The sequence below is a fragment of the Chakrabartyella piscis genome (assembly GCA_030067835.1).
In the GTDB taxonomy this organism is placed as follows: domain Bacteria; phylum Bacillota; class Clostridia; order Lachnospirales; family Anaerotignaceae; genus Chakrabartyella; species Chakrabartyella piscis.
On record CP092441.1, the window covers coordinates 2,755,383 to 2,773,515 of the forward strand.

17 protein-coding genes and 1 pseudogene are annotated in these 18,133 nt (G+C 38.4%); 1 reads left to right on the forward strand and 17 read right to left on the reverse strand.

Going from position 1 to position 18,133, the window contains the following annotated elements:
- Window positions 1–8 precede the first annotated feature (8 nt).
- The 11 genes from MJY40_RS12480 to MJY40_RS12530 all read right to left on the reverse strand — a co-directional run bounded on the left by MJY40_RS12480 (window position 9) and on the right by MJY40_RS12530 (window position 10,455).
- Window positions 9–830, reverse strand: a complete 822-nt coding sequence (locus MJY40_RS12480) for a phosphatidate cytidylyltransferase (protein ID WP_317854535.1) — start codon at window positions 828–830, stop codon at window positions 9–11.
- Window positions 831–843: 13 nt separating this feature from the next.
- The gene (locus MJY40_RS12485) at window positions 844–1,584 is read right to left on the reverse strand and encodes an isoprenyl transferase (protein WP_317854536.1); all 741 of its coding nucleotides are present in this window, start codon (window positions 1,582–1,584) and stop codon (window positions 844–846) included.
- 56 nt (window positions 1,585–1,640) lie between these two features.
- The gene (gene frr, locus MJY40_RS12490; RefSeq protein ID WP_317854537.1) at window positions 1,641–2,198 is read right to left on the reverse strand and encodes a ribosome recycling factor; all 558 of its coding nucleotides are present in this window, start codon (window positions 2,196–2,198) and stop codon (window positions 1,641–1,643) included.
- Between the two features lie 28 nt (window positions 2,199–2,226).
- Window positions 2,227–2,934 (reverse strand): UMP kinase, encoded by a 708-nt coding sequence (gene pyrH / locus MJY40_RS12495; RefSeq protein WP_317854538.1) that lies wholly within the window; start codon window positions 2,932–2,934, stop codon window positions 2,227–2,229.
- Between the two features lie 463 nt (window positions 2,935–3,397).
- Complete coding sequence (locus MJY40_RS12500) at window positions 3,398–3,649, reverse strand: TIGR03905 family TSCPD domain-containing protein (protein WP_317854539.1); 252 nt, start codon at window positions 3,647–3,649, stop codon at window positions 3,398–3,400.
- Between the two features lie 72 nt (window positions 3,650–3,721).
- Complete coding sequence (locus tag MJY40_RS12505; RefSeq protein WP_317854540.1) at window positions 3,722–3,892, reverse strand: DUF362 domain-containing protein; 171 nt, start codon at window positions 3,890–3,892, stop codon at window positions 3,722–3,724.
- Between the two features lie 165 nt (window positions 3,893–4,057).
- Window positions 4,058–5,539, reverse strand: a complete 1,482-nt coding sequence (locus tag MJY40_RS12510) for a DUF1846 domain-containing protein (RefSeq protein ID WP_317854541.1) — start codon at window positions 5,537–5,539, stop codon at window positions 4,058–4,060.
- A 532-nt stretch (window positions 5,540–6,071) separates the two neighbouring features.
- The gene (locus MJY40_RS12515; RefSeq protein WP_317854542.1) at window positions 6,072–6,800 is read right to left on the reverse strand and encodes a ComF family protein; all 729 of its coding nucleotides are present in this window, start codon (window positions 6,798–6,800) and stop codon (window positions 6,072–6,074) included.
- Window positions 6,797–9,034, reverse strand: coding sequence for an SF1B family DNA helicase RecD2 (gene recD2 / locus MJY40_RS12520; RefSeq protein WP_317854543.1), 2,238 nt, complete (start codon window positions 9,032–9,034; stop codon window positions 6,797–6,799). The genes MJY40_RS12515 and recD2 overlap by 4 nt, the downstream gene beginning before the upstream one ends.
- A 205-nt stretch (window positions 9,035–9,239) precedes the next feature.
- On the reverse strand, window positions 9,240–9,641 hold the full coding sequence (locus MJY40_RS12525) for an HIRAN domain-containing protein (protein WP_317854544.1): 402 nt from the start codon (window positions 9,639–9,641) through the stop codon (window positions 9,240–9,242).
- Between the two features lie 4 nt (window positions 9,642–9,645).
- Window positions 9,646–10,455: a hypothetical protein gene (locus tag MJY40_RS12530; RefSeq protein WP_317854545.1), complete on the reverse strand. Its 810-nt coding sequence runs from the start codon at window positions 10,453–10,455 to the stop codon at window positions 9,646–9,648.
- A gap of 224 nt (window positions 10,456–10,679) precedes the next feature.
- Here MJY40_RS12530 and MJY40_RS15590 point away from each other — a divergent pair.
- Window positions 10,680–10,784, forward strand: a pseudogene (locus MJY40_RS15590) (AbrB/MazE/SpoVT family DNA-binding domain-containing protein); the annotation flags it as partial.
- Between the two features lie 719 nt (window positions 10,785–11,503).
- Here MJY40_RS15590 and MJY40_RS12540 read toward each other — a convergent pair.
- The 6 genes from MJY40_RS12540 to MJY40_RS12560 all read right to left on the reverse strand — a co-directional run bounded on the left by MJY40_RS12540 (window position 11,504) and on the right by MJY40_RS12560 (window position 18,054).
- Window positions 11,504–13,843, reverse strand: coding sequence for a pyruvate formate lyase family protein (locus MJY40_RS12540; protein WP_317854546.1), 2,340 nt, complete (start codon window positions 13,841–13,843; stop codon window positions 11,504–11,506).
- Window positions 13,844–13,906: 63 nt separating this feature from the next.
- Window positions 13,907–14,809: a glycyl-radical enzyme activating protein gene (locus tag MJY40_RS12545; RefSeq protein WP_317854547.1), complete on the reverse strand. Its 903-nt coding sequence runs from the start codon at window positions 14,807–14,809 to the stop codon at window positions 13,907–13,909.
- Window positions 14,810–14,994: 185 nt separating this feature from the next.
- Window positions 14,995–16,305, reverse strand: a complete 1,311-nt coding sequence (locus MJY40_RS12550; protein ID WP_317854548.1) for a TRAP transporter large permease — start codon at window positions 16,303–16,305, stop codon at window positions 14,995–14,997.
- Entirely contained in the window at window positions 16,296–16,502 is a 207-nt protein-coding gene (locus MJY40_RS15665; protein ID WP_416387488.1) for a hypothetical protein, read from the reverse strand. The genes MJY40_RS12550 and MJY40_RS15665 overlap by 10 nt, the downstream gene beginning before the upstream one ends.
- Window positions 16,503–16,604: 102 nt before the next feature.
- Window positions 16,605–17,663, reverse strand: coding sequence for an IS30 family transposase (locus tag MJY40_RS12555; RefSeq protein ID WP_317854549.1), 1,059 nt, complete (start codon window positions 17,661–17,663; stop codon window positions 16,605–16,607).
- A 100-nt stretch (window positions 17,664–17,763) separates the two neighbouring features.
- Window positions 17,764–18,054: a TRAP transporter small permease gene (locus MJY40_RS12560; protein WP_317854550.1), complete on the reverse strand. Its 291-nt coding sequence runs from the start codon at window positions 18,052–18,054 to the stop codon at window positions 17,764–17,766.
- Window positions 18,055–18,133 lie beyond the last annotated feature (79 nt).

Genomic DNA, 18,133 nt, shown 5'->3' on the forward strand with positions numbered 1-18,133 from the left:
AATTGCACTTACAAAGGCGCAACTTCTATCAAAAACAACATAATGTAGTACAATGCTGGTGCTGTCAAAATTACACTATCGAAACGATCCAACACGCCACCATGTCCTGGTATCAATTTGCCAAAATCTTTGATGCCAGCCATACGTTTCATGGCAGATGCAGCCAAATCGCCAATTTGTGCCAAGAAAGATCCAAAGAATCCCGTCAAACCACAAAGCAACACAACATCTACACCATCAAAAACAAAGAACCCATCAATCAAAGTACCATAAATCAATGCCAAAATGGTTGCTGTTACAATACCACCAATGGCACCTTCCACTGTTTTCTTTGGACTGAGGGATGGAATCAACTTATGTTTTCCAAACTTGATGCCAACGAAATAGGCACCTGTATCTGTTCCAAATGCAGTTGAGAATACCAACCAAACCAAATATTTTCCATACATAAACTCACGAATCAAATAGATGTGTGACAGTAAGAAAAATACATAGAAGAAACCAAAGAAGCCACTCATACCTTCCACTGCATTGGTTTTGTCATGGCATATTACAGTATACACCAAAAGCACCACCAAAAATACAGCTACAAAAATATTAAAATAATTGTCACCATTGATGACTTGCTCCATAAACACACCATAAAATAGAGCAAACAAATAAGAAATGGTATGAAGTCCATTGTTTCCTTTGGAAAATGCTTGGTAAAACTCACGCATACCAACCATACCCAAAATCATGATGCTGATTTTCAAGGGCAAACCACCCATTGCCACCAAAACAATCAAAATCGGTGCCAATATAAGCGCTGAAATCACTCTTGTTTTCATTTCCACACCTCACTTATCTTCCGCCAAAACGTCTATCTCTATTTTGGTATCCTTCTATTGCAAGAACCAAATCTTCTTTGCCAAAATCTGGCCACAATGTATCTGTAAAGCAAAATTCTGCATAGGCAATTTGCCACAACAAGAAATTGCTGATGCGTTCTTCTCCACTGGTGCGAATCACCAATTCTGGATCTGGTACACCCTTTGTGTCCAAATGTGCAGAAATCACATCTTCTGAAATATCAGATGGCTGCAATGTACCTTCAGAAACTTTTTTTGCCATTTCTTCCACTGCACGTCGAATTTCATCACGTCCACCATAGTTGAGGGCAATGTGTACAAACAAGCCATCTTTGTGCTTGGATTCCTCTTCAATCTCCAAAATTTGTTCTTGAATGTCCCCATCCAATCTGGAAATATCGCCAATGACATCCATACGCACATTGTCACCTAGGAATTTACGGAAATAGTTTTTCAGATATTGACGAAGCAAATCCATGATTGCTGCAACTTCATCTTCAGAGCGTTTCCAATTTTCTGTAGAAAATGCATATACTGTCATGTGTTGCAATCCCAATTCACGAGCACCTTCAATGACACGTTCCAATGCTTCTGCACCGGCTTTATGACCTGCTTTTCTTGGCAATCCACGTTTGGTTGCCCATCTACCATTGCCATCCATAATAATTGCAATGTGTTTTGGCAAATTTTCCAAATCTATAACAGGTGCTTCCTCTTTTTTCTGAAAAAACATAGTCTCCTCCATGCAACAAAAACCCCTCCTAAACTAAGAGGGGCAAGTTTATCTTCTTATACTGCCATAATGTCTGCGCATTTTTCATCACATTTTTTATCTGCTTCTGCAACGTATTTATCTGTCAATTTTTGTGTTTCATCTTCCAATCCTTTGAGATCGTCTTCTGTGATTTCTTTTTTCTTTTCTGCTTTTTTGAAGGAATCCAAAGCATCACGACGAATGTTACGGATTGCAACTTTAGAAGCCTCTGCTTTTTTCTTGATTTCTTTGGTCAATTCTTTTCTACGATCTTCTGTAAGTTCTGGGAAGATCAAACGAATCACTTTCCCATCGTTGTTTGGGTTGAGACCCAAATCAGACATATTGATTGCTTTTTCAATTGCTTTCAAAACGCTACTATCCCAAGGTTGGATTTGCAACATACGACCTTCTGGAACAGAGATATTGCCCACTTGGTTGATTGGTGTTGGAGAACCATAGTAATCCACCATAATTCTATCGAGTACATGGGGATTTGCACGACCTGCACGAATGGTTGCATAGTCATTCACCAAAGCACCAATTGTTTTTGTCATTTTTTCTTCATAAGGTTTCATTTGTTCAGATGCCATAGATTTTCCTCCTCTAAATATATATGTTTTAAGATACTGTTACGATTGTTCCAATTTTTTCGCCACCAACAGCACGAATGATGCTATTTTCTTCGTTCAAACCAAAAATAATCACTGGGATTTTGCGTTCAAAACAAAGATTTGCTGCTGCGGTATCAATGACTTTCAAGCCATTTTTAATGATATCTTCTGATGTAATCACATCAATTTTTTTTGCATTTGGATTGGTTGCTGGGTCATCATCATAGACCCCATCAATGCTTTTTGCAAAGAACAAACCATCCACATCCAATTCAGCACCACGAAGGGCTGTAATGGTATCTGTGGAGAAGAATGGGTGACCAATGCCTGCTGCAAAGATAACCACTCTACCAGCTTCCATATGTTCCACAGCAGATTCTTTGGAGAACAACTCTGAAACTGTACCAATGGTGATTGGTGTTTGTACACGAGCCACAATGCCTGCTTGACGGAAAGAATCAGCCAAATAGATGGCATTCATAACCGTTGCCAACATACCAATTTGGTCTGCTTTTGTACGATCCATTTCAGAAGTTGCACTTCTACCACGCCAGAAGTTGCCACCACCAACAACCAAACAAACTTGAGTCCCTTTATCCAATACAGTTTTGATTTGTGCAATCAAACCACGGATGATTTCATCGTCAAAAGTGACGCCATCTTTATCTCCTGCCAAAGCTTCGCCACTGAGTTTTAAAATAATTCGATTATACATATGTCTCTAGCCTCCCTTATTCTACTAATGTACCACAAATTCTGTAAAATTTCCAGATTTTTATGGAGAAAGTCCTTACATTTTTGTTAAGAAACCTCTGGGAAATGACAAATTCCATTGTTTTTTCTATTCTGCGCAAAATCCATACAAAATCTCAAATCAGATTGTGTTGACAAATTCTAAAATTGAAGAAGATTTATATTTTACGTAGTTGCGGAGCGATGAGGGCATCGCTCCCTACGAAAACCCAAAACGTAAATACGATATACTTGTAGGGGATGGCGTCCTCGACATCCCGTCATGAATAACCACGAAACTCAAGTATGCAGTTGTAGGGGCGATTCACGAATCGACCGTTGAAATTCAAACGAGTGACGAAACGTCACCCCTACAGATTATAAGTATAATAGGTGTTCCACAAACAAAAAAATAACCTGCAACAATTACAGGTTACTCATTAATCTTATTGGTTTTGCAAAACATCTTCTAGTGCCACTGCCAATTGGTCTGGGCAACTGCTATTTCTCATGCCACAAGTGATACCTTTCATACGTTTTGCTGCTTCTTCTGGTTGCATCCCTTCCATAAGCGCTGCCAAACCTTTATGATTGCCATCGCATCCGCCAAGAAAAACCACATTTTTCAAAACACCATCTTCAATATCAAAATCCACTTTTGCTGCACAAATTCCCTTTGTTGGATATGTATAATGCATTTATTTTCCTCCTATTGTCACATACTTCTATGTAATAAAAAAAGTGAGCATATACTCACTTTTTTACGCTTATTATTCAGCTTTGATTGCACCTGTTGGACATGTACCAACACATGTACCACAGTCGATACATTCAGCACCTTTAATTTCAAAAACGCCACCTGCGTCAACGATACATCCTGTTGGACAATCACCAGCACAAGCGCCACAACCAATACATTCAGGTCCGATTACGTGAGCCATTTTACACACCTCCTCTTGGTTTAAACTCTATCACAGCTATTGTATCTTATGAATACCGAGTTTTTCAAGGCAAACTTGTCTTTTTTGCAAAATAATTTAAAAATGCCATGTTGTATTCATAATTATACAACACAGCGCCCATTTTTTTACATATTTTATTCACAATCAACCGTGGAACAATTTCTTTGTTTGGTATTTTGGTTCACAAGTCAAATGCACACCCAACTTACCAAAAATGTTTTCATCTACAGCAGACAAAATTACAGAAGAATGCACTTCACAAGTTTTCAGTTTTTCCAATTGTGCCAAAGCCAATTTTGCATTTTCATCTGTGTTGGCACTGATGCAAAGAGCAATCAAAACCTCATCTGTATGCAAACGTGGGTTATGGTTCCCCAAGTTGCCAACTTTCAATTTTTGGATGGGTTCAATGACTTCTGGTGCAATGACTTTCACATCTTCTTGCAGTCCTGCCAAAGCTTTCAGTGCATTGAGCAACATTGCAGATGCAGCACCCAAAAGTGGTGATGTTTTGCCTGTGATGATTCTGCCATCAGTAAGTTCAATACCCACTGCCGGTTCACCTGTTTCTTCTGCTTTTTTCTGAACCACATCAATGACTGGTCTATCAGAAACAGTCAATTTTGCTTGACGCAAAAGCAATTCCAATTTGCCAACCACTTCGTCAGGTGCATTGCCTTTTCTATGATCACAAAGACCTTTGTAATATCTTCTAATGATTTCGTTGTTGGATGCTTTTTGTGTTGCTGCATCATCAAAAATACAGTTTCCAGCCATATTCACACCCATGTCTGTTGGGGATTTATATGGGGATTTGCCATAGATTTCTTCAAACATGGCATTGAGCACTGGGAACACTTCCACATCTCTATTGTAATTGATGGTGGTTTCACCATATGCTTCCAAATGGAATGGGTCAATCATATTCACATCGTTGAGGTCAGCAGTTGCCGCTTCATATGCAATATTCACAGGATGTTTCAATGGAAGGTTCCAAATTGGGAAGGTTTCAAACTTCGCATACCCTGCTTTTACACCTCTTTTATTTTCATGATACAATTGAGACAAACAAGTTGCCATTTTTCCACTACCTGGACCTGGTGCTGTGACCACAACCAAAGAACGTTCTGTTTCAATATAATCATTTTTGCCATAGCCATCATCGCTGACAATCAAGCTGATATTAGAAGGATATCCAGCAATTGGATAGTGTTTGTACACCTTCAAGCCAAGTGTTTCCAATTTCTTTTCATATGCCACAGCAGATGCTTGTCCATTGAATTGCGCCAAAACCACGCTACCCACATACAAGCCATAGCCACGAAACGCATCAATCAAACGCAATACATCCATATCATATGTGATGCCCAAGTCGCCACGTACTTTGTTTTTTTCAATATCACCAGCGTTGATGACAATGACGATTTCAGCTTCGTCCTTAAGCTGCACCAACATATTCACTTTACTATCTGGTTTGAATCCAGGCAACACTCGTGATGCATGGTAATCGTCGAAGAGTTTACCACCAAATTCCAAATACAACTTTCCACCAAACTGACCAATTCTTTCTTTGATATGATGTGATTGCATGGTCAAATACTTATCGTTATCAAATCCCAACTGCATACGATTCCTCCTTGTATAACTTTATGTCCCAATCTTTTCCATTATTCGCCCAAAACAAAACAATGAGAAGTCACCCTCCCATTGTATTTTTCTCCCTATGTGTTACCACTGTTACAAATTATACCCTGTTTCCACAAGTTTCGCAATGGGTTTATACCCTTTTTTCTTGATTTTTCTAAGGTTTTACAGTCGATTCGTGAATCGCCCCTACAATTGCAACAGGTGAAATCAATTCGCAGCTTGCAGGGGTGAGTTTCCATGCCCACCCATTTGTTTTGCAGCAATTTATAACAGGCGCTCACAGGTCGCCCCTACAAGTACACCATATTTATGGTTTCGGTTTTTGTAGGGAGCAATGCCCTCATCGCTCTGTTGTTGTGGCACATAACGGGAGGATGATATCCTCCCCTACGATTGTATCACAAATTGGATTGTATTACATTTCAGGTTTCGTGGCAATTTATTACGGGATGTCGAGGACGCCATCCCCTACGGTTATATTGTATTTTAGATTACATCAAGTCCTTCATCATTAGCCTTTTGTATGTGACAAACAAAAGATTCTGACTTCCTTTGCGCCTTTACGATACAATTCTTTGCTACATTCATTTGCAGTGGTGCCTGTAGTGAAAATATCATCCACCAACAAGACTGCTTTATCTTTGCACTTTTGAGCTGTAAACACACCTTTTAGGTTGCTTTCACGCTTTTTACCATCTAATTTGCTTTGTGGTTTGGTGTTTTTGGTTCGTTGCAAAACATCTTCTTCATATGGAATGTCACAGATTTCTGAAATCCATTCACACAAAATCCCACTTTGATTGAAGCCACGTTTTCGTTGTTTCTTAGGGTGCAATGGCACTGGTGTTATGAAATCCATTTCTGCAATCCAATCTTTATGAAATTGCAACAAATATTCAGCCATCAAAATACCATAGGTATCACCATCCACTTTGCCACCGCTATACTTATATCTGGCAATGCCTTTACGCACATCATCATACACAAACGCTGCACATGCCTTGGTAAACACAGGTCTTTTACGCAAACACTGTTCACATAAGGTGCCACCAATAGCTGGTTTTCCACAAATTTCACACACATCACCTTGGATATAAGGGGTTTCCTGTTCACAATGGGCACAAAGTCTTTGATCCCATTTTGCAAAATGCAGATGCTTACCACAAATGACGCAATATGGTGGAAAGAACACATACATAATGTATTCCCGTATCTCATCTACAATTTCTTCAAAACTCATTCAAACATCACCTCATGTAAATGACCAATACGTTTTGCAAGTCCTGTAAATCTGCCAACTTCTTTATCGTTATATACCATAGAATTGACCGTTTCTGTTAACCCAGTCAATACCACAAATTGTTTTGCACGTGTCACCGCTGTATACAGTAAATTTCTGGTCATTAGCATTGGTGGTCCACTGTAAATTGGTAGAATGACCACTGGATATTCACTACCTTGTGATTTATGAATGGTGATGGCATAAGCAAGCTCCAATTCTTCCAATTGATTCCAGTCATAATCCACCAATTTCCCATCATCAAACACCACTTGTAAACTTTCTTCATGATTATCAATCTTTGTAATGCGACCTGCATCCCCATTGTACACACCAAGTCCTTCATCGGTACGTCTACCAGAAGCATTGTAGATTCTCCAAACCATATTGTAATTGTTTTTGATTTGCATAACCTTATCCCCTTCACGGAACACAATTTGACGAAATTCTTTTTCCGCTTTCTTGGAGGATGGAGGATTTAAAGTGGCTTGCAACATTTGGTTCAAGTTTTGTACACCCAAAATCCCTTTTCTCATTGGTGTCAAAATCTGCATTTGTGTCAATGGATCGCAACCAGTATACTCCGGTAATCTTGTGGTCACCAAATCACGAATGGCACCCAAAACTTCTTCTGCATAGCTTCTGCGTACAAAGAAGAAATCGGTTCCACTTTCATTTAAGATGGGTTCTTCCCCCTGGTTGATTCTATGGGCATTCATAATGATTGCACTTTCACGTGCTTGACGAAATACATGATGCAAACGCACCACTTCTAGGCAATCGCTACGAATCATATCCTTCAAAACATTGCCAGCACCAACTGATGGCAACTGATCCACATCACCTACAAAAATCAAGCGTGTTCCATTGGCAACTGCTTTCAACAATGCATGCATCAAATGCAAATCCACCATAGATGTTTCGTCCACAATAATGGCATCTGCTTCGATGGGATCATCTTCATTTTTTTCAAATGTTTGACGTTTGCTATCGTCATTGACATAGGTGGTTCCCAGCAATCTATGGAGTGTTTTGGCTTCTACTCCAGTTGCTTCTGTCATACGCTTTGCTGCACGTCCTGTGGGTGCTGCCAAAACCACTTCTTGGTCATCCTCTTCCAACAAACGTAAAATGGTGTTGATGGTTGTGGTTTTACCAGTACCAGGACCACCTGTGATGATGAGTACACCACCAGACATTGCCGCTTGTACCGCAACTCTTTGTTCTGGTGCCAATTCCACATTGGTTTCCTTTTCTATACGCAAAATTTCACGTTCTATTTGTGCTTCGTTGATTTCTGTACGTTCCAAAGAAAGCTCCAACAAACGCTTTGCAACTGCCATTTCTGCATAGTAATAGAAATTCAAATATACCACATCTCTACCATAGAGTTTCTCTTGATGGACTTGACTTTCCACTTGCAATTCACGGATTGCATTTTCCAAAAGCAATTCATCCACATGCAACAATGCAACACCTTGTGCCAGAAGTTGCTCCTTTGGTAAGAAACAATCCCCCTTTGTGGCTGCCAAATTCAAAACATATTTGATGGCTGCACGTATACGTTCTGGGCTGTCTGCTGCAATGCCTGCACTGGCTGCCATCTGGTCTGCCATCAAAAACCCAATACCAGATACTTCATCTGCCAAACGATATGGGTTGGATTTCACAATTTCAAAGGTACGACTTTTGTATTTTTTGTAGATACGCATTGCATAAGCAGGTGAAATATCATATCCTTGTAAAAATACCATAACATTTCTCAGCTCAAATTGTTCTGAAAAGATTTCTGAAATGCGTTGTGCCTTTTCATATGTAATACCTTTGATTTCTGTCAAAAGGTCAGGTTTTTCTTCAATGACATAGAAGGTTGCATCCCCAAAACGATCTGCAATTTTCTTTGCAGTCTTGGGTCCCAAACCTTTGATGAGACCAGATGCCAAATAGCGTTCCATACCTTCTTTTGTGGTGGGCAATGCTTTTTCACAAAATGCCACTTGGAGTTGTTTCCCATAAACAGGATGTGTTGTCCAACTGCCACGAATGTCCAAATTTTCACCTCTATGCACCTGTGGTACTGTGCCAACACATGTGACTTCATCGCCATCACTTTCCAATACAAACACTGCATATCCATTGTCTTTATTTTGATAAATCACTTCTGTGATCTCGCCTTTTAGGGTTACTTCTTCCACTACTTCACCTCCAAGATGGGTTTTGTATATATTTTCGATTGCATAACGGGTGCCCACATAGGGATCCCTACAATACAAACAGAATATTCTCATATCATACTACCACAAAATGAATAAAAAGAGAACGGTTGTTCTAAATCATTTGTGGTTTTCTTTTGAGAAACATAAAAAATGCAAACCACATAATTGTAGTCTGCACCCTTTTTCACTCTTGTAAATATATTTTGATATCAATTTTCACCCAATTCCCTTTGACTTCTTTTTGAGAAATCCGACCAAATAACAACTTTCCTGCATCCATCAAACGTGCAAAGATAATATTATCCACCTTTGGTACGTATCCAATTTTGACTCCACTTGATGTCTGAATCAAAATGGCTTTTGGGTCATATGGATTGTTGGGTTCACGCAAAAAAATCAATTTATCTTCTATATTAAGATAAGGTTCCAATTCTTTGATACCTTCTATATGCGTTGTTCCAGCAACATGGGTATCAAACAAATAAATCTCGTGGGCAAATGGTTTTGGCATTACCAAATCACCACCATGACCTCCATGTAGCAAGCTGACAAAGCCCCCACTTCCACTAGGTATCAAATCTGCCATAGTATCACCTCAACATTTCTGCAATCTGCATTTTGTAATCTGCCACCAAATCTTTCAATTCTAGAACATATTTCTCCATGCGTTTTTTGTGAGCATCCAATTTTTCTGGATTTTGCAATAATTCCTTCTGATTATAAGGAAATTGCATTTTGATTTCTTGCATATGTTCTTGTACACGTGTCATAAAATTCTGCAATCGTTGTTTTTCTTTATTTAAACTTGCCAATCCATCTTCTATATCTGCTATTTCCTCATCTTGTTCCACCAAAGCTGCAATGATACGCAACTGCTCCAATCCACCATGTTGATACGCTTCCACCGCTCTATGGAATAATTCTATTTTTTCTTCTGGTAAATCAGGATGCATATCTGGATGCAAAACCTTTACAATGGTACGATACAGTTTTTTCAATTCCGCTGTAGCTTCTTTGCTGAGCACCTCATTCTTGCTCCACTCCAAAGCTACATTCATTTGTTCTATCTTCTGTTTTAATTCCGCTTCGTATTTGATAAATTCTTCTTCTAATATGGCTTCGATACCCTTTAAATCTATCTTTTCTTGGCGATTGATTTTGGCTTGTATCAATTCCTTCTTTCGTTTCAACCGCAAAACTCTACACTCCAATTGATATGCCTGATATTCTACAGCACCCAATTCAAGCATATATACCGCTTCTATATTTTTACATTCTTGATACAGCAACGTATCTCTTTCCAAAACCAGCATAGACAATTCTGTTCGCAATTTTTCTATTTTTTTTCGCAAGAGATCCAAATCTGTTTGCAAATATATAATATTGTGTTCTACATCCATTGCAAACACCCCTCTTTCTCATAAATATACGCAAATCAATACTATTTTTATCATACTCCAATACCTATACGATTGCAATATGAAAACAGCCAAATACAAACCTATACCCTATCGAAAAAATTTTAAATTCATTCCTTTTCTTTTTTGTATATTATTCTTACATTTACAAATACTACTTGCAAACACATGTAATACACCATTTTGATTTTATTGGAGGTTTGAATATGAAAGCAACAGGTATTGTAAGAAGAATAGACGATTTGGGTCGTGTGGTGGTGCCAAAGGAAATCAGAAGAACTTTGCGTATCAGGGAAGGTGACCCGTTACAGACAACATGGACACCATTCGAAAAATACTGCTTTTCTATGCTGGATTTGGAAAAAAGGATAGGGATTAGTGCTACATAATATATGAAAAGTGCATAAATGACTGTGCGTATCCACAAGGGGTATTTCGAGGGAAAACGAATTATTTCTTCCAATATATTACATACTCTTTATCTAAAGAAATGAACAAAGCCTACAAACTCCGCTGATTTTACGAAGTTTGTAGGCTTAATTTTTTATGCATTTGTTTTGCTATACCCCCATCATTTCAAAATAATAACTTATTTTGAAATGATAAACATACTTTTTCTAATTGCATTTTAAATAGATAACGTTAAACCACACAAGACGATCGCAAACCAATCGTCTGAAATTGAATCCTGCTCAACTACAAAACAGCTTGTTTTTATCACTACTCTCAATCAGTACCACCAGCTTAGCTGGTGGTTTGCTCTGTGGCTATAAGCCACTCTTACCCGCCAACCTCTAAAGAGGCATAAATTTTCTTACTTCTGCACTACTTGCCTTACAGCTCTATCGAGCCTTATAAAGTTAATATTATCCAGTGTATAATTAGTTGTTATTTTCATTCTTGATAATCTTCTTTGAAAATCATTTTACTGATAATTCATTTATGCTATTTCAAAGAAGATTTTGTACTTAAAGCTAAAGCTACTCAGAACTCACCTGCATAGCAGGTGGATTTTTTTGTCTATGCTACATTAAATATCTTTATACTCCGTTCTTTTGATGATTTCATCTTGTGTTTCCTTAATCAAACTGGTGAATACAGCACTAAAACCAGAAACTCGTACCACAAGTTCTCTATGCTTTTCTGGATGATTTTGTGCATCAATCAATGTGTCACGACCCACTACATTGAATTGTATTTCGCCACCACCTTGTGCTGCATACGCATCAATGAGCATACGAAGCGCCTTTTCATGGCTTGCTTTGTCAAAGAAAGAAGGTGTGAATTTCATATCCATTACCATACCATTGGTTGCACCAGTCAAATCTGTTTTCAACATAGAATTTAAGCTGGCAGTCGGTCCAACCACATCTTTTCCTTGTACAGGTGAAAAGGCACTTGCCATTGCTTCTCCTTTTCGTTTGCCATCAGGCAATGCTCCTGTATAGATTCCCATTTTTGCATGATCTTCCACAGAATACAATCCCATTTGCCATTTGCCACCACGAGGATTGTCCATAGATTGGATTTGTTTTGTTGCTGCATCAACAATATCTGCCATCAACAAATCTACACTATCTTTGTCATTTCCATACTTAGGACAACGTTCAATGTCATACACAAGTTCATCATATCCCACATAATCTGCTGCCATAGCATTTTTGAAGGTTTCTAAAGTATATCGTTTTTCTTCAAATACCAACTGACGGATTGCTGCAAGTGAATCTGCTACATTGGCAAGACCACATAAATTTATACCTGTATTGTTGTAAATTGCACCACCTGCTGTAATATCTTTTCCTGTTTCAATACAACCTTCCATTAATGTAGAAAGGAATGGTGTTGGATAACATTCAGGCAAAGCAGTATCCAAACGATTTATAGAAGTCATGGAGAACTGCAAATGATGTGTCAACTCATATTTGTACCAATCCAAAAGCTCTGCAAAACTGTTCACTTCAGAAATATCATTCTTTTGGAACAGAGGGAATATATAATCTTTGATGATTTTATCCCCCAATTTCAAAGATGGCATGGATGCACTACCAATAACAGTACCCACAGCTGTACAAGTGCTTTTTCCTGCAAAGAACATCAATTCTAGAATTTTTGCTACATTTACACGCAAGCATTCTGTTTTGGAATATTCTTTACCAGGACAACCCATTTCTACACAACCAATCAAACCATAGTTGGTGGCATCTTCTTTGCTTTGACCCATACGCATTTTGGCAGGAATACAGAAATCATCAATGAAGAAAGCAGGCAAACCAATTCCTGTTTTCAACAATTCCAAAGATTCTTGCCAAACTTCTTCTGGCATGGATTTATGATATCGCAAACAAAGAAGTGGTTGGTCAAAGAGTGTTTTTCTACAAGCTTGTAGCATCATAATGGTCAATGGATTGGATACATAATTGCCATCTACATCCAAACCACCAATGGTAATGTTTTGGTATCCATGCAAAGTAACCCCAAATTTCACCCAAAGTGCATCAATGATATCCACTGCTTCTTCATGTGATATTCTACCTGCTTTCAAGTCTGCTTCATAGAAAGGATGTAGATACATATCCAAACGCCCAAAGGAGAAAGAAGCTGGGAAGCTTTCTGCATATAGCATTTCATGGGTCAACCAAATCAATTGTACCGCTTCTAGGAATGTACGAGGCTTTCCACCTGCAATATGACGCAAAGCATCTTCCAATTTTGCCAAATGTTCTTTTTCTTCTACTTTATTTGTTGTTGCAATCAATTGTGCAGCATACTCTGCATAACGATTGATGTATTGAATTGCTGCTTTTTCTGTAATCAACATTGCTTCCAAATCTATGGTTGCAGTTCCTGTTGCTTCTTTGAGAGCTGCTTCTGTTTTTTCTATCAATCCATCAAAACCAGTGTTGATCAATCTTTCATAACCAGGAAGAATATGTCCAGTTTCCCAATGTTTGTATAACCAATGGGATACACAATGGGCAAATGTTTCCATTTCTTGTGCTTCTTTGGAATCTGGTGAAAAACCATTGAGTTTTGCGCCTACTTCAGCTTCTTCAAATGTATCAATCCCTGTAGGTGGTCGAAACAGTGGATCGTAATCATCTGGCATATTCAATGGAAAAGTTGGTCTGTATGTATAGCGATAAGAAAAGCCAGCCAAAACATCATATGGTTGGATCAGAATTTTTTTTCCTGCCAAAAAAGCAGCAAAACCATGGGCAATACGCAATTTCACATGGGAATCTGCGTATTCTTCATATGCTTTTTCATAATATGGTGTTCTTGTTGGAATTTGCTTACGATCATGATCATCATGTCGATGGTCTATGAGGTACTGTACGCGTGAACTTGCTTGTAATTTTTGTTGGTTCAAGTAACTCACTCCTTATCTTTATCTGGACAATAACATAATTTTATAAATTTATTTATAAATCTGTCAACCAATCACTGCATGTAAACCCTTTTCCAAATATTGCTGCAAAAAGGATTCCATCACTTCTTCAGGTGGCGGATTTTGATTTTTCATCTTAGAAGTTATACCAATCTCTTCATATTTCCCCACTCCATAAGCATGATATGGCAACAACTGAATCAAGTCAATATGCTCTAGCGAACGCAAAAAAGTCGAAATTGCTTCTTGCTCTTCTGTTGTTGCATTGCATCCTGGAATAATGGGTACACGAATGGTATAACTGACTCCTAGGGTATCCAAAGTTTGTATGTTATGTAAAATACGTTGATTGGGTACTGTTGTCCATTTCTTGTGAAGATGGGAAGTATACCCTTTGATATCATATAAAAACAGATCTGTAACAGACAACAATTTTTCATATTCTGTAAATGGAACATTTCCTGCAGTATCCACAGCAACATGTAACCCTTCTTCTTTACATTTTTTTGCCAAAATTGCCACTTCATCTGCAAATAAAAGGGGTTCTCCACCAGAAAAAGTCACACCACCACCAGAAGATTCAAAATACGCTTTGTCTTTTAAAATCTCTTTGACCAAAGCATCTGCATTCCATTGGGTGCCAATCAACTCCAATGCCTTATGGTGACATTGGGCAACACAAAGACCACAATGTGTGCATAGTTGTCTATTGAGCACATGTACTCCATCTTCTATTTTATGTGCTCCATTTGGACAGACAAATTCACATCTGCCACAATTGACGCAAAGATTCCCTTTCCACTGTAATATCTGTGCCATAGGGATACATTCTGGGTTGTGACACCAAAGACAAGCCAAATTGCAACCTTTGAAAAACACAGTGGTACGAATCCCTGGACCATCATCTAAAGAAAAACGTTGTATATTACTGATGTATATATGCCCCATATATAGGCATCTCCCTTCCATAATAAAAACAGGAACCTCTTCTGTATACCAATCCATTTTATATGTTTCAAAAAGAGTATGGAAAACCATCCTTCAAACTATAGTCTGATAAAATGGAAGTTTATTTTCTGTGAATTTGATGGGAAAAAGGCCTATTCGATGTATGGAATAAACCTTTTTCTGAATTATATACCAAAACTTTGTTGCATAATCAACTCTGGCAACCACAAAGAGATTTGTGGAATGTATGTAGTGAGAAGCAATGTTGGAATATAAGCGAATACAATAATCGCCATACAAGGTTTCATCATGTCTCTTGCACTTACTCTGCAAATTCTAGCACCTAAGTATAAGAATGGTGCTGTTGGTGGTGTAATGTTACCCATTCCCAAGTTGACACCCAATATTGCTGCCATTTGATAAGGGCTAATACCCAATTCCATTGCAATTGGGATTAAAATTGGAGTACAAAGAAGTGTACCACTCACATCGTCCATCAACATGCCAATCAAAACCAAAAATAGATTGATCATAATCAAAATTACATATTTGTTTTCTGAAACAGAAAGCAAAAGATCCAATACGATTCCTGGCAAATCTTCCATAACCAAAATACGACTCATTACCATAATGATGGCAAGCATAACCATGATAACACCTGTTGTAGTAGCAGAACTGATGAAGTTTTCTTTCAAATCTCTCCATCTCATACCTTTATAAATATAAATGCTGACAGGCAAAGCATATACAATTGCAACAGCAGCTGCTTCAGAAGGTGTCATAAAACCACCATAAATACCACCCAATACAATAATAGGCATAAACAAAGCTGGCAAAGCACGTACAGTGGATTTTCCTGTTTCTTTCATCCACACCTCTGGTGAAACAGATTCTGCCAAGATAATATCTTTATTTGTTTTGGAAAGCACATATCCCACAATGGAAATCAATGCAGTTAAAATAAGTCCAGGTACAACTGTAGATAAGAAACATGCCAATACAGATAATTGACCAGACCAAGCATACAAAATTTGAATGGAACTTGGTGGAATCAACATACCCAAAGGTGCTGCACAACAAAGAACTGCTGCTGCAATACCCATATTATATTTCTTTTCATGCATCTTAGGTGCCAAAATAGAACCCACACATGACAATGTTGCAGCACCACTACCACAAATAGAACCAAAAATGGCACATGTGACTGTAGCTACAATACAAAGAGAACCACGAATACGTCCTACAAATTTTTCTACCCAGTCCACCAGAGCAGAGCCAATCATCCCTTTTTCCATAATGCCACCTACCAAAATAAAAAGAGGAATTGCAAGCAAAACCACACCATTCAATTTGCTATAGGCTGTAGGAAGCAAGAATGCTGGATCGTATCCCAAAGAAACAGTAAACCAAATGGTAGCAGCTCCAAATGCGTACACAACAGGAACCCCTAAAATAACACAACCAATTAAAATAATAAAACCAATTCCTAATTCCATTCAGATTCACCTACCTCTTCTAACTCTACTTGTGGTGCTTTTTTAATGAGTTTGATAAAATCAACCACAGAATAAAATAACATTAATATAAATCCAATCAACAGTGGTAGTTGAGAATACACCAAAGGAATTTTAAGACCTACACTCTTACCTCCAGATTGTATGCTCCAAATAATATACTCTACACTCCAAACCATAAATACTGCACATACTACAATGCTGATGAAAGAAATCAAACATTTTACAAATTTCAATTTCTGAAAATTGCAATAACAAATTGAACACTTTTGAAATAAAGTTTACTGCTTGGTTCTTCTATAAATTTGATCAAGCTGATCTTCAAATAATTCTTCTGGTGTGTAATATCCCAATCTCTTTGTTGGGGTTGCGTTGATTTCATCCGAAAACGCCAAGATTTGCTCGGGAGAAAATTTTGTGATAGAGGTGGATTTTGGAATGAATTTACGCAAAACACGATTTGACCGCTCATTCACCGGACGCTCCCAAGAAGAATATGGATGGGCAAAATAAACCTCGCTACCTAGATTCTCGAAGTCTGAAAAACTGGCAAATTCACTTCCGTTATCTGTGGTAATGCTACGAAACACTTGATTGAATTTGTCTCCAAACTGTTGATGGAGCTGTTTCATTGCAGAGGCAACTCCGTCAGCGGTTTTTTCATCAATACGCAGGGTAATATAGTAACCCGTCAGCCGTTCAACAATGCTGAAAACGGCTGCTTCGCCCTTCTTTTTTTGACCCAAAACGGTATCAGATTCCCAGTGACCAAAGGTGTTTCTGAGGACAACTTCAAGAGGACGTTCTTCTATACTTTTTCCGTATAAACGCTTAGAAATACGGGGTTTTCCCTGTGGTCGACGTGTCAATATTTCTGGAAGGTCGAATAAAGAGAGGGGCAATTCTCCGCTTCTCAATCGGTTGTAGAGTGTTTTGGTACATGGAATGGTGTCTGGAGGAAATAACCCAAGCAACCTTGCACGACCCACGCAAGAATCAAACGACCTTTTGTGTTCTTTCACTTGCTTTACCAACCAAGAAATAAACTGCGAATCCTGAAATGACTTCTTAGGACGACGACAACGGCTCCGATTTTCTTTGTAAACGGTAGCGCCTCTCTTTGCAGAGTAAGTAGGCTTTCTCCCACGACCGGAGTAAGCTGGCGTGCCTCTTTCCAACTCATATCCTATTGTGGAAGGGCTACAATTCAGCTCACCAGCGATTGCTCTATTAGAGTAACCCAGTTTGTGTAGGTGTTGGATTGCTCCACGCTCTTCCGCTCCTAAGTGTTGCCCCTTCTTGCGTTCTACTGGATTTGTGCTATAATTGGTATTGTCCATAGTATTTGGCTCCTTCTCTTAGAATCTTGTGTGGTAACTTTATTCTAACAGAAAATCCATTCACTGTGGACTTTTTTATGTGTTCAATTTGATTATACAATTAACCAAATTTCAATTTCTTAGGATTTTTGATTAAATCTGTACAGATATCTGCTTTGATATGGCTATCTTCATAACTGCCATATACCCCACCAATCCAATAAAGCCACATTGCAACCACAGTAACAACCTCTTCTTGCCCAAAGAAATCTTTTGTCAATACATATCGCATAAATACGCCAACTGCTACAAGGAAAGTTGCAAGCCCACTGGTAATTACCAAAATACTACGTTCTCCCATCAGGAGCAATTTCCACCCCTTTGTTTCTTCAATGGGTTTTCTCGTCGCCATATACTTCACTCCTTTCTTTTTTTACTATAAAGTCCATCGTATTTTGAACAATACCGCACAAACTGAATTTGTGCGGTAT

What these genes read in the sequence shown, in the direction of transcription:
- MJY40_RS12480 (WP_317854535.1), bottom strand. Translation starts at nt 830, where the DNA reads ATGAAAACAAGAGTGATTTCAGCGCTTATATTGGCACCGATTTTGATT.
- MJY40_RS12485 (WP_317854536.1), bottom strand. Translation starts at nt 1,584, where the DNA reads ATGTTTTTTCAGAAAAAAGAGGAAGCACCTGTTATAGATTTGGAAAAT.
- frr (WP_317854537.1), bottom strand. Translation starts at nt 2,198, where the DNA reads ATGGCATCTGAACAAATGAAACCTTATGAAGAAAAAATGACAAAAACA.
- pyrH (WP_317854538.1), bottom strand. Translation starts at nt 2,934, where the DNA reads ATGTATAATCGAATTATTTTAAAACTCAGTGGCGAAGCTTTGGCAGGA.
- MJY40_RS12500 (WP_317854539.1), bottom strand. Translation starts at nt 3,649, where the DNA reads ATGCATTATACATATCCAACAAAGGGAATTTGTGCAGCAAAAGTGGAT.
- MJY40_RS12505 (WP_317854540.1), bottom strand. Translation starts at nt 3,892, where the DNA reads ATGGCTCACGTAATCGGACCTGAATGTATTGGTTGTGGCGCTTGTGCT.
- MJY40_RS12510 (WP_317854541.1), bottom strand. Translation starts at nt 5,539, where the DNA reads ATGCAGTTGGGATTTGATAACGATAAGTATTTGACCATGCAATCACAT.
- MJY40_RS12515 (WP_317854542.1), bottom strand. Translation starts at nt 6,800, where the DNA reads ATGAGTTTTGAAGAAATTGTAGATGAGATACGGGAATACATTATGTAT.
- MJY40_RS12525 (WP_317854544.1), bottom strand. Translation starts at nt 9,641, where the DNA reads ATGGCAGATTTGATACCTAGTGGAAGTGGGGGCTTTGTCAGCTTGCTA.
- MJY40_RS12530 (WP_317854545.1), bottom strand. Translation starts at nt 10,455, where the DNA reads ATGGATGTAGAACACAATATTATATATTTGCAAACAGATTTGGATCTC.
- MJY40_RS12545 (WP_317854547.1), bottom strand. Translation starts at nt 14,809, where the DNA reads ATGGGGCATATATACATCAGTAATATACAACGTTTTTCTTTAGATGAT.
- MJY40_RS12550 (WP_317854548.1), bottom strand. Translation starts at nt 16,305, where the DNA reads ATGGAATTAGGAATTGGTTTTATTATTTTAATTGGTTGTGTTATTTTA.
- MJY40_RS15665 (WP_416387488.1), bottom strand. Translation starts at nt 16,502, where the DNA reads ATGGTTTGGAGTGTAGAGTATATTATTTGGAGCATACAATCTGGAGGT.
- MJY40_RS12555 (WP_317854549.1), bottom strand. Translation starts at nt 17,663, where the DNA reads ATGGACAATACCAATTATAGCACAAATCCAGTAGAACGCAAGAAGGGG.
- MJY40_RS12560 (WP_317854550.1), bottom strand. Translation starts at nt 18,054, where the DNA reads ATGGCGACGAGAAAACCCATTGAAGAAACAAAGGGGTGGAAATTGCTC.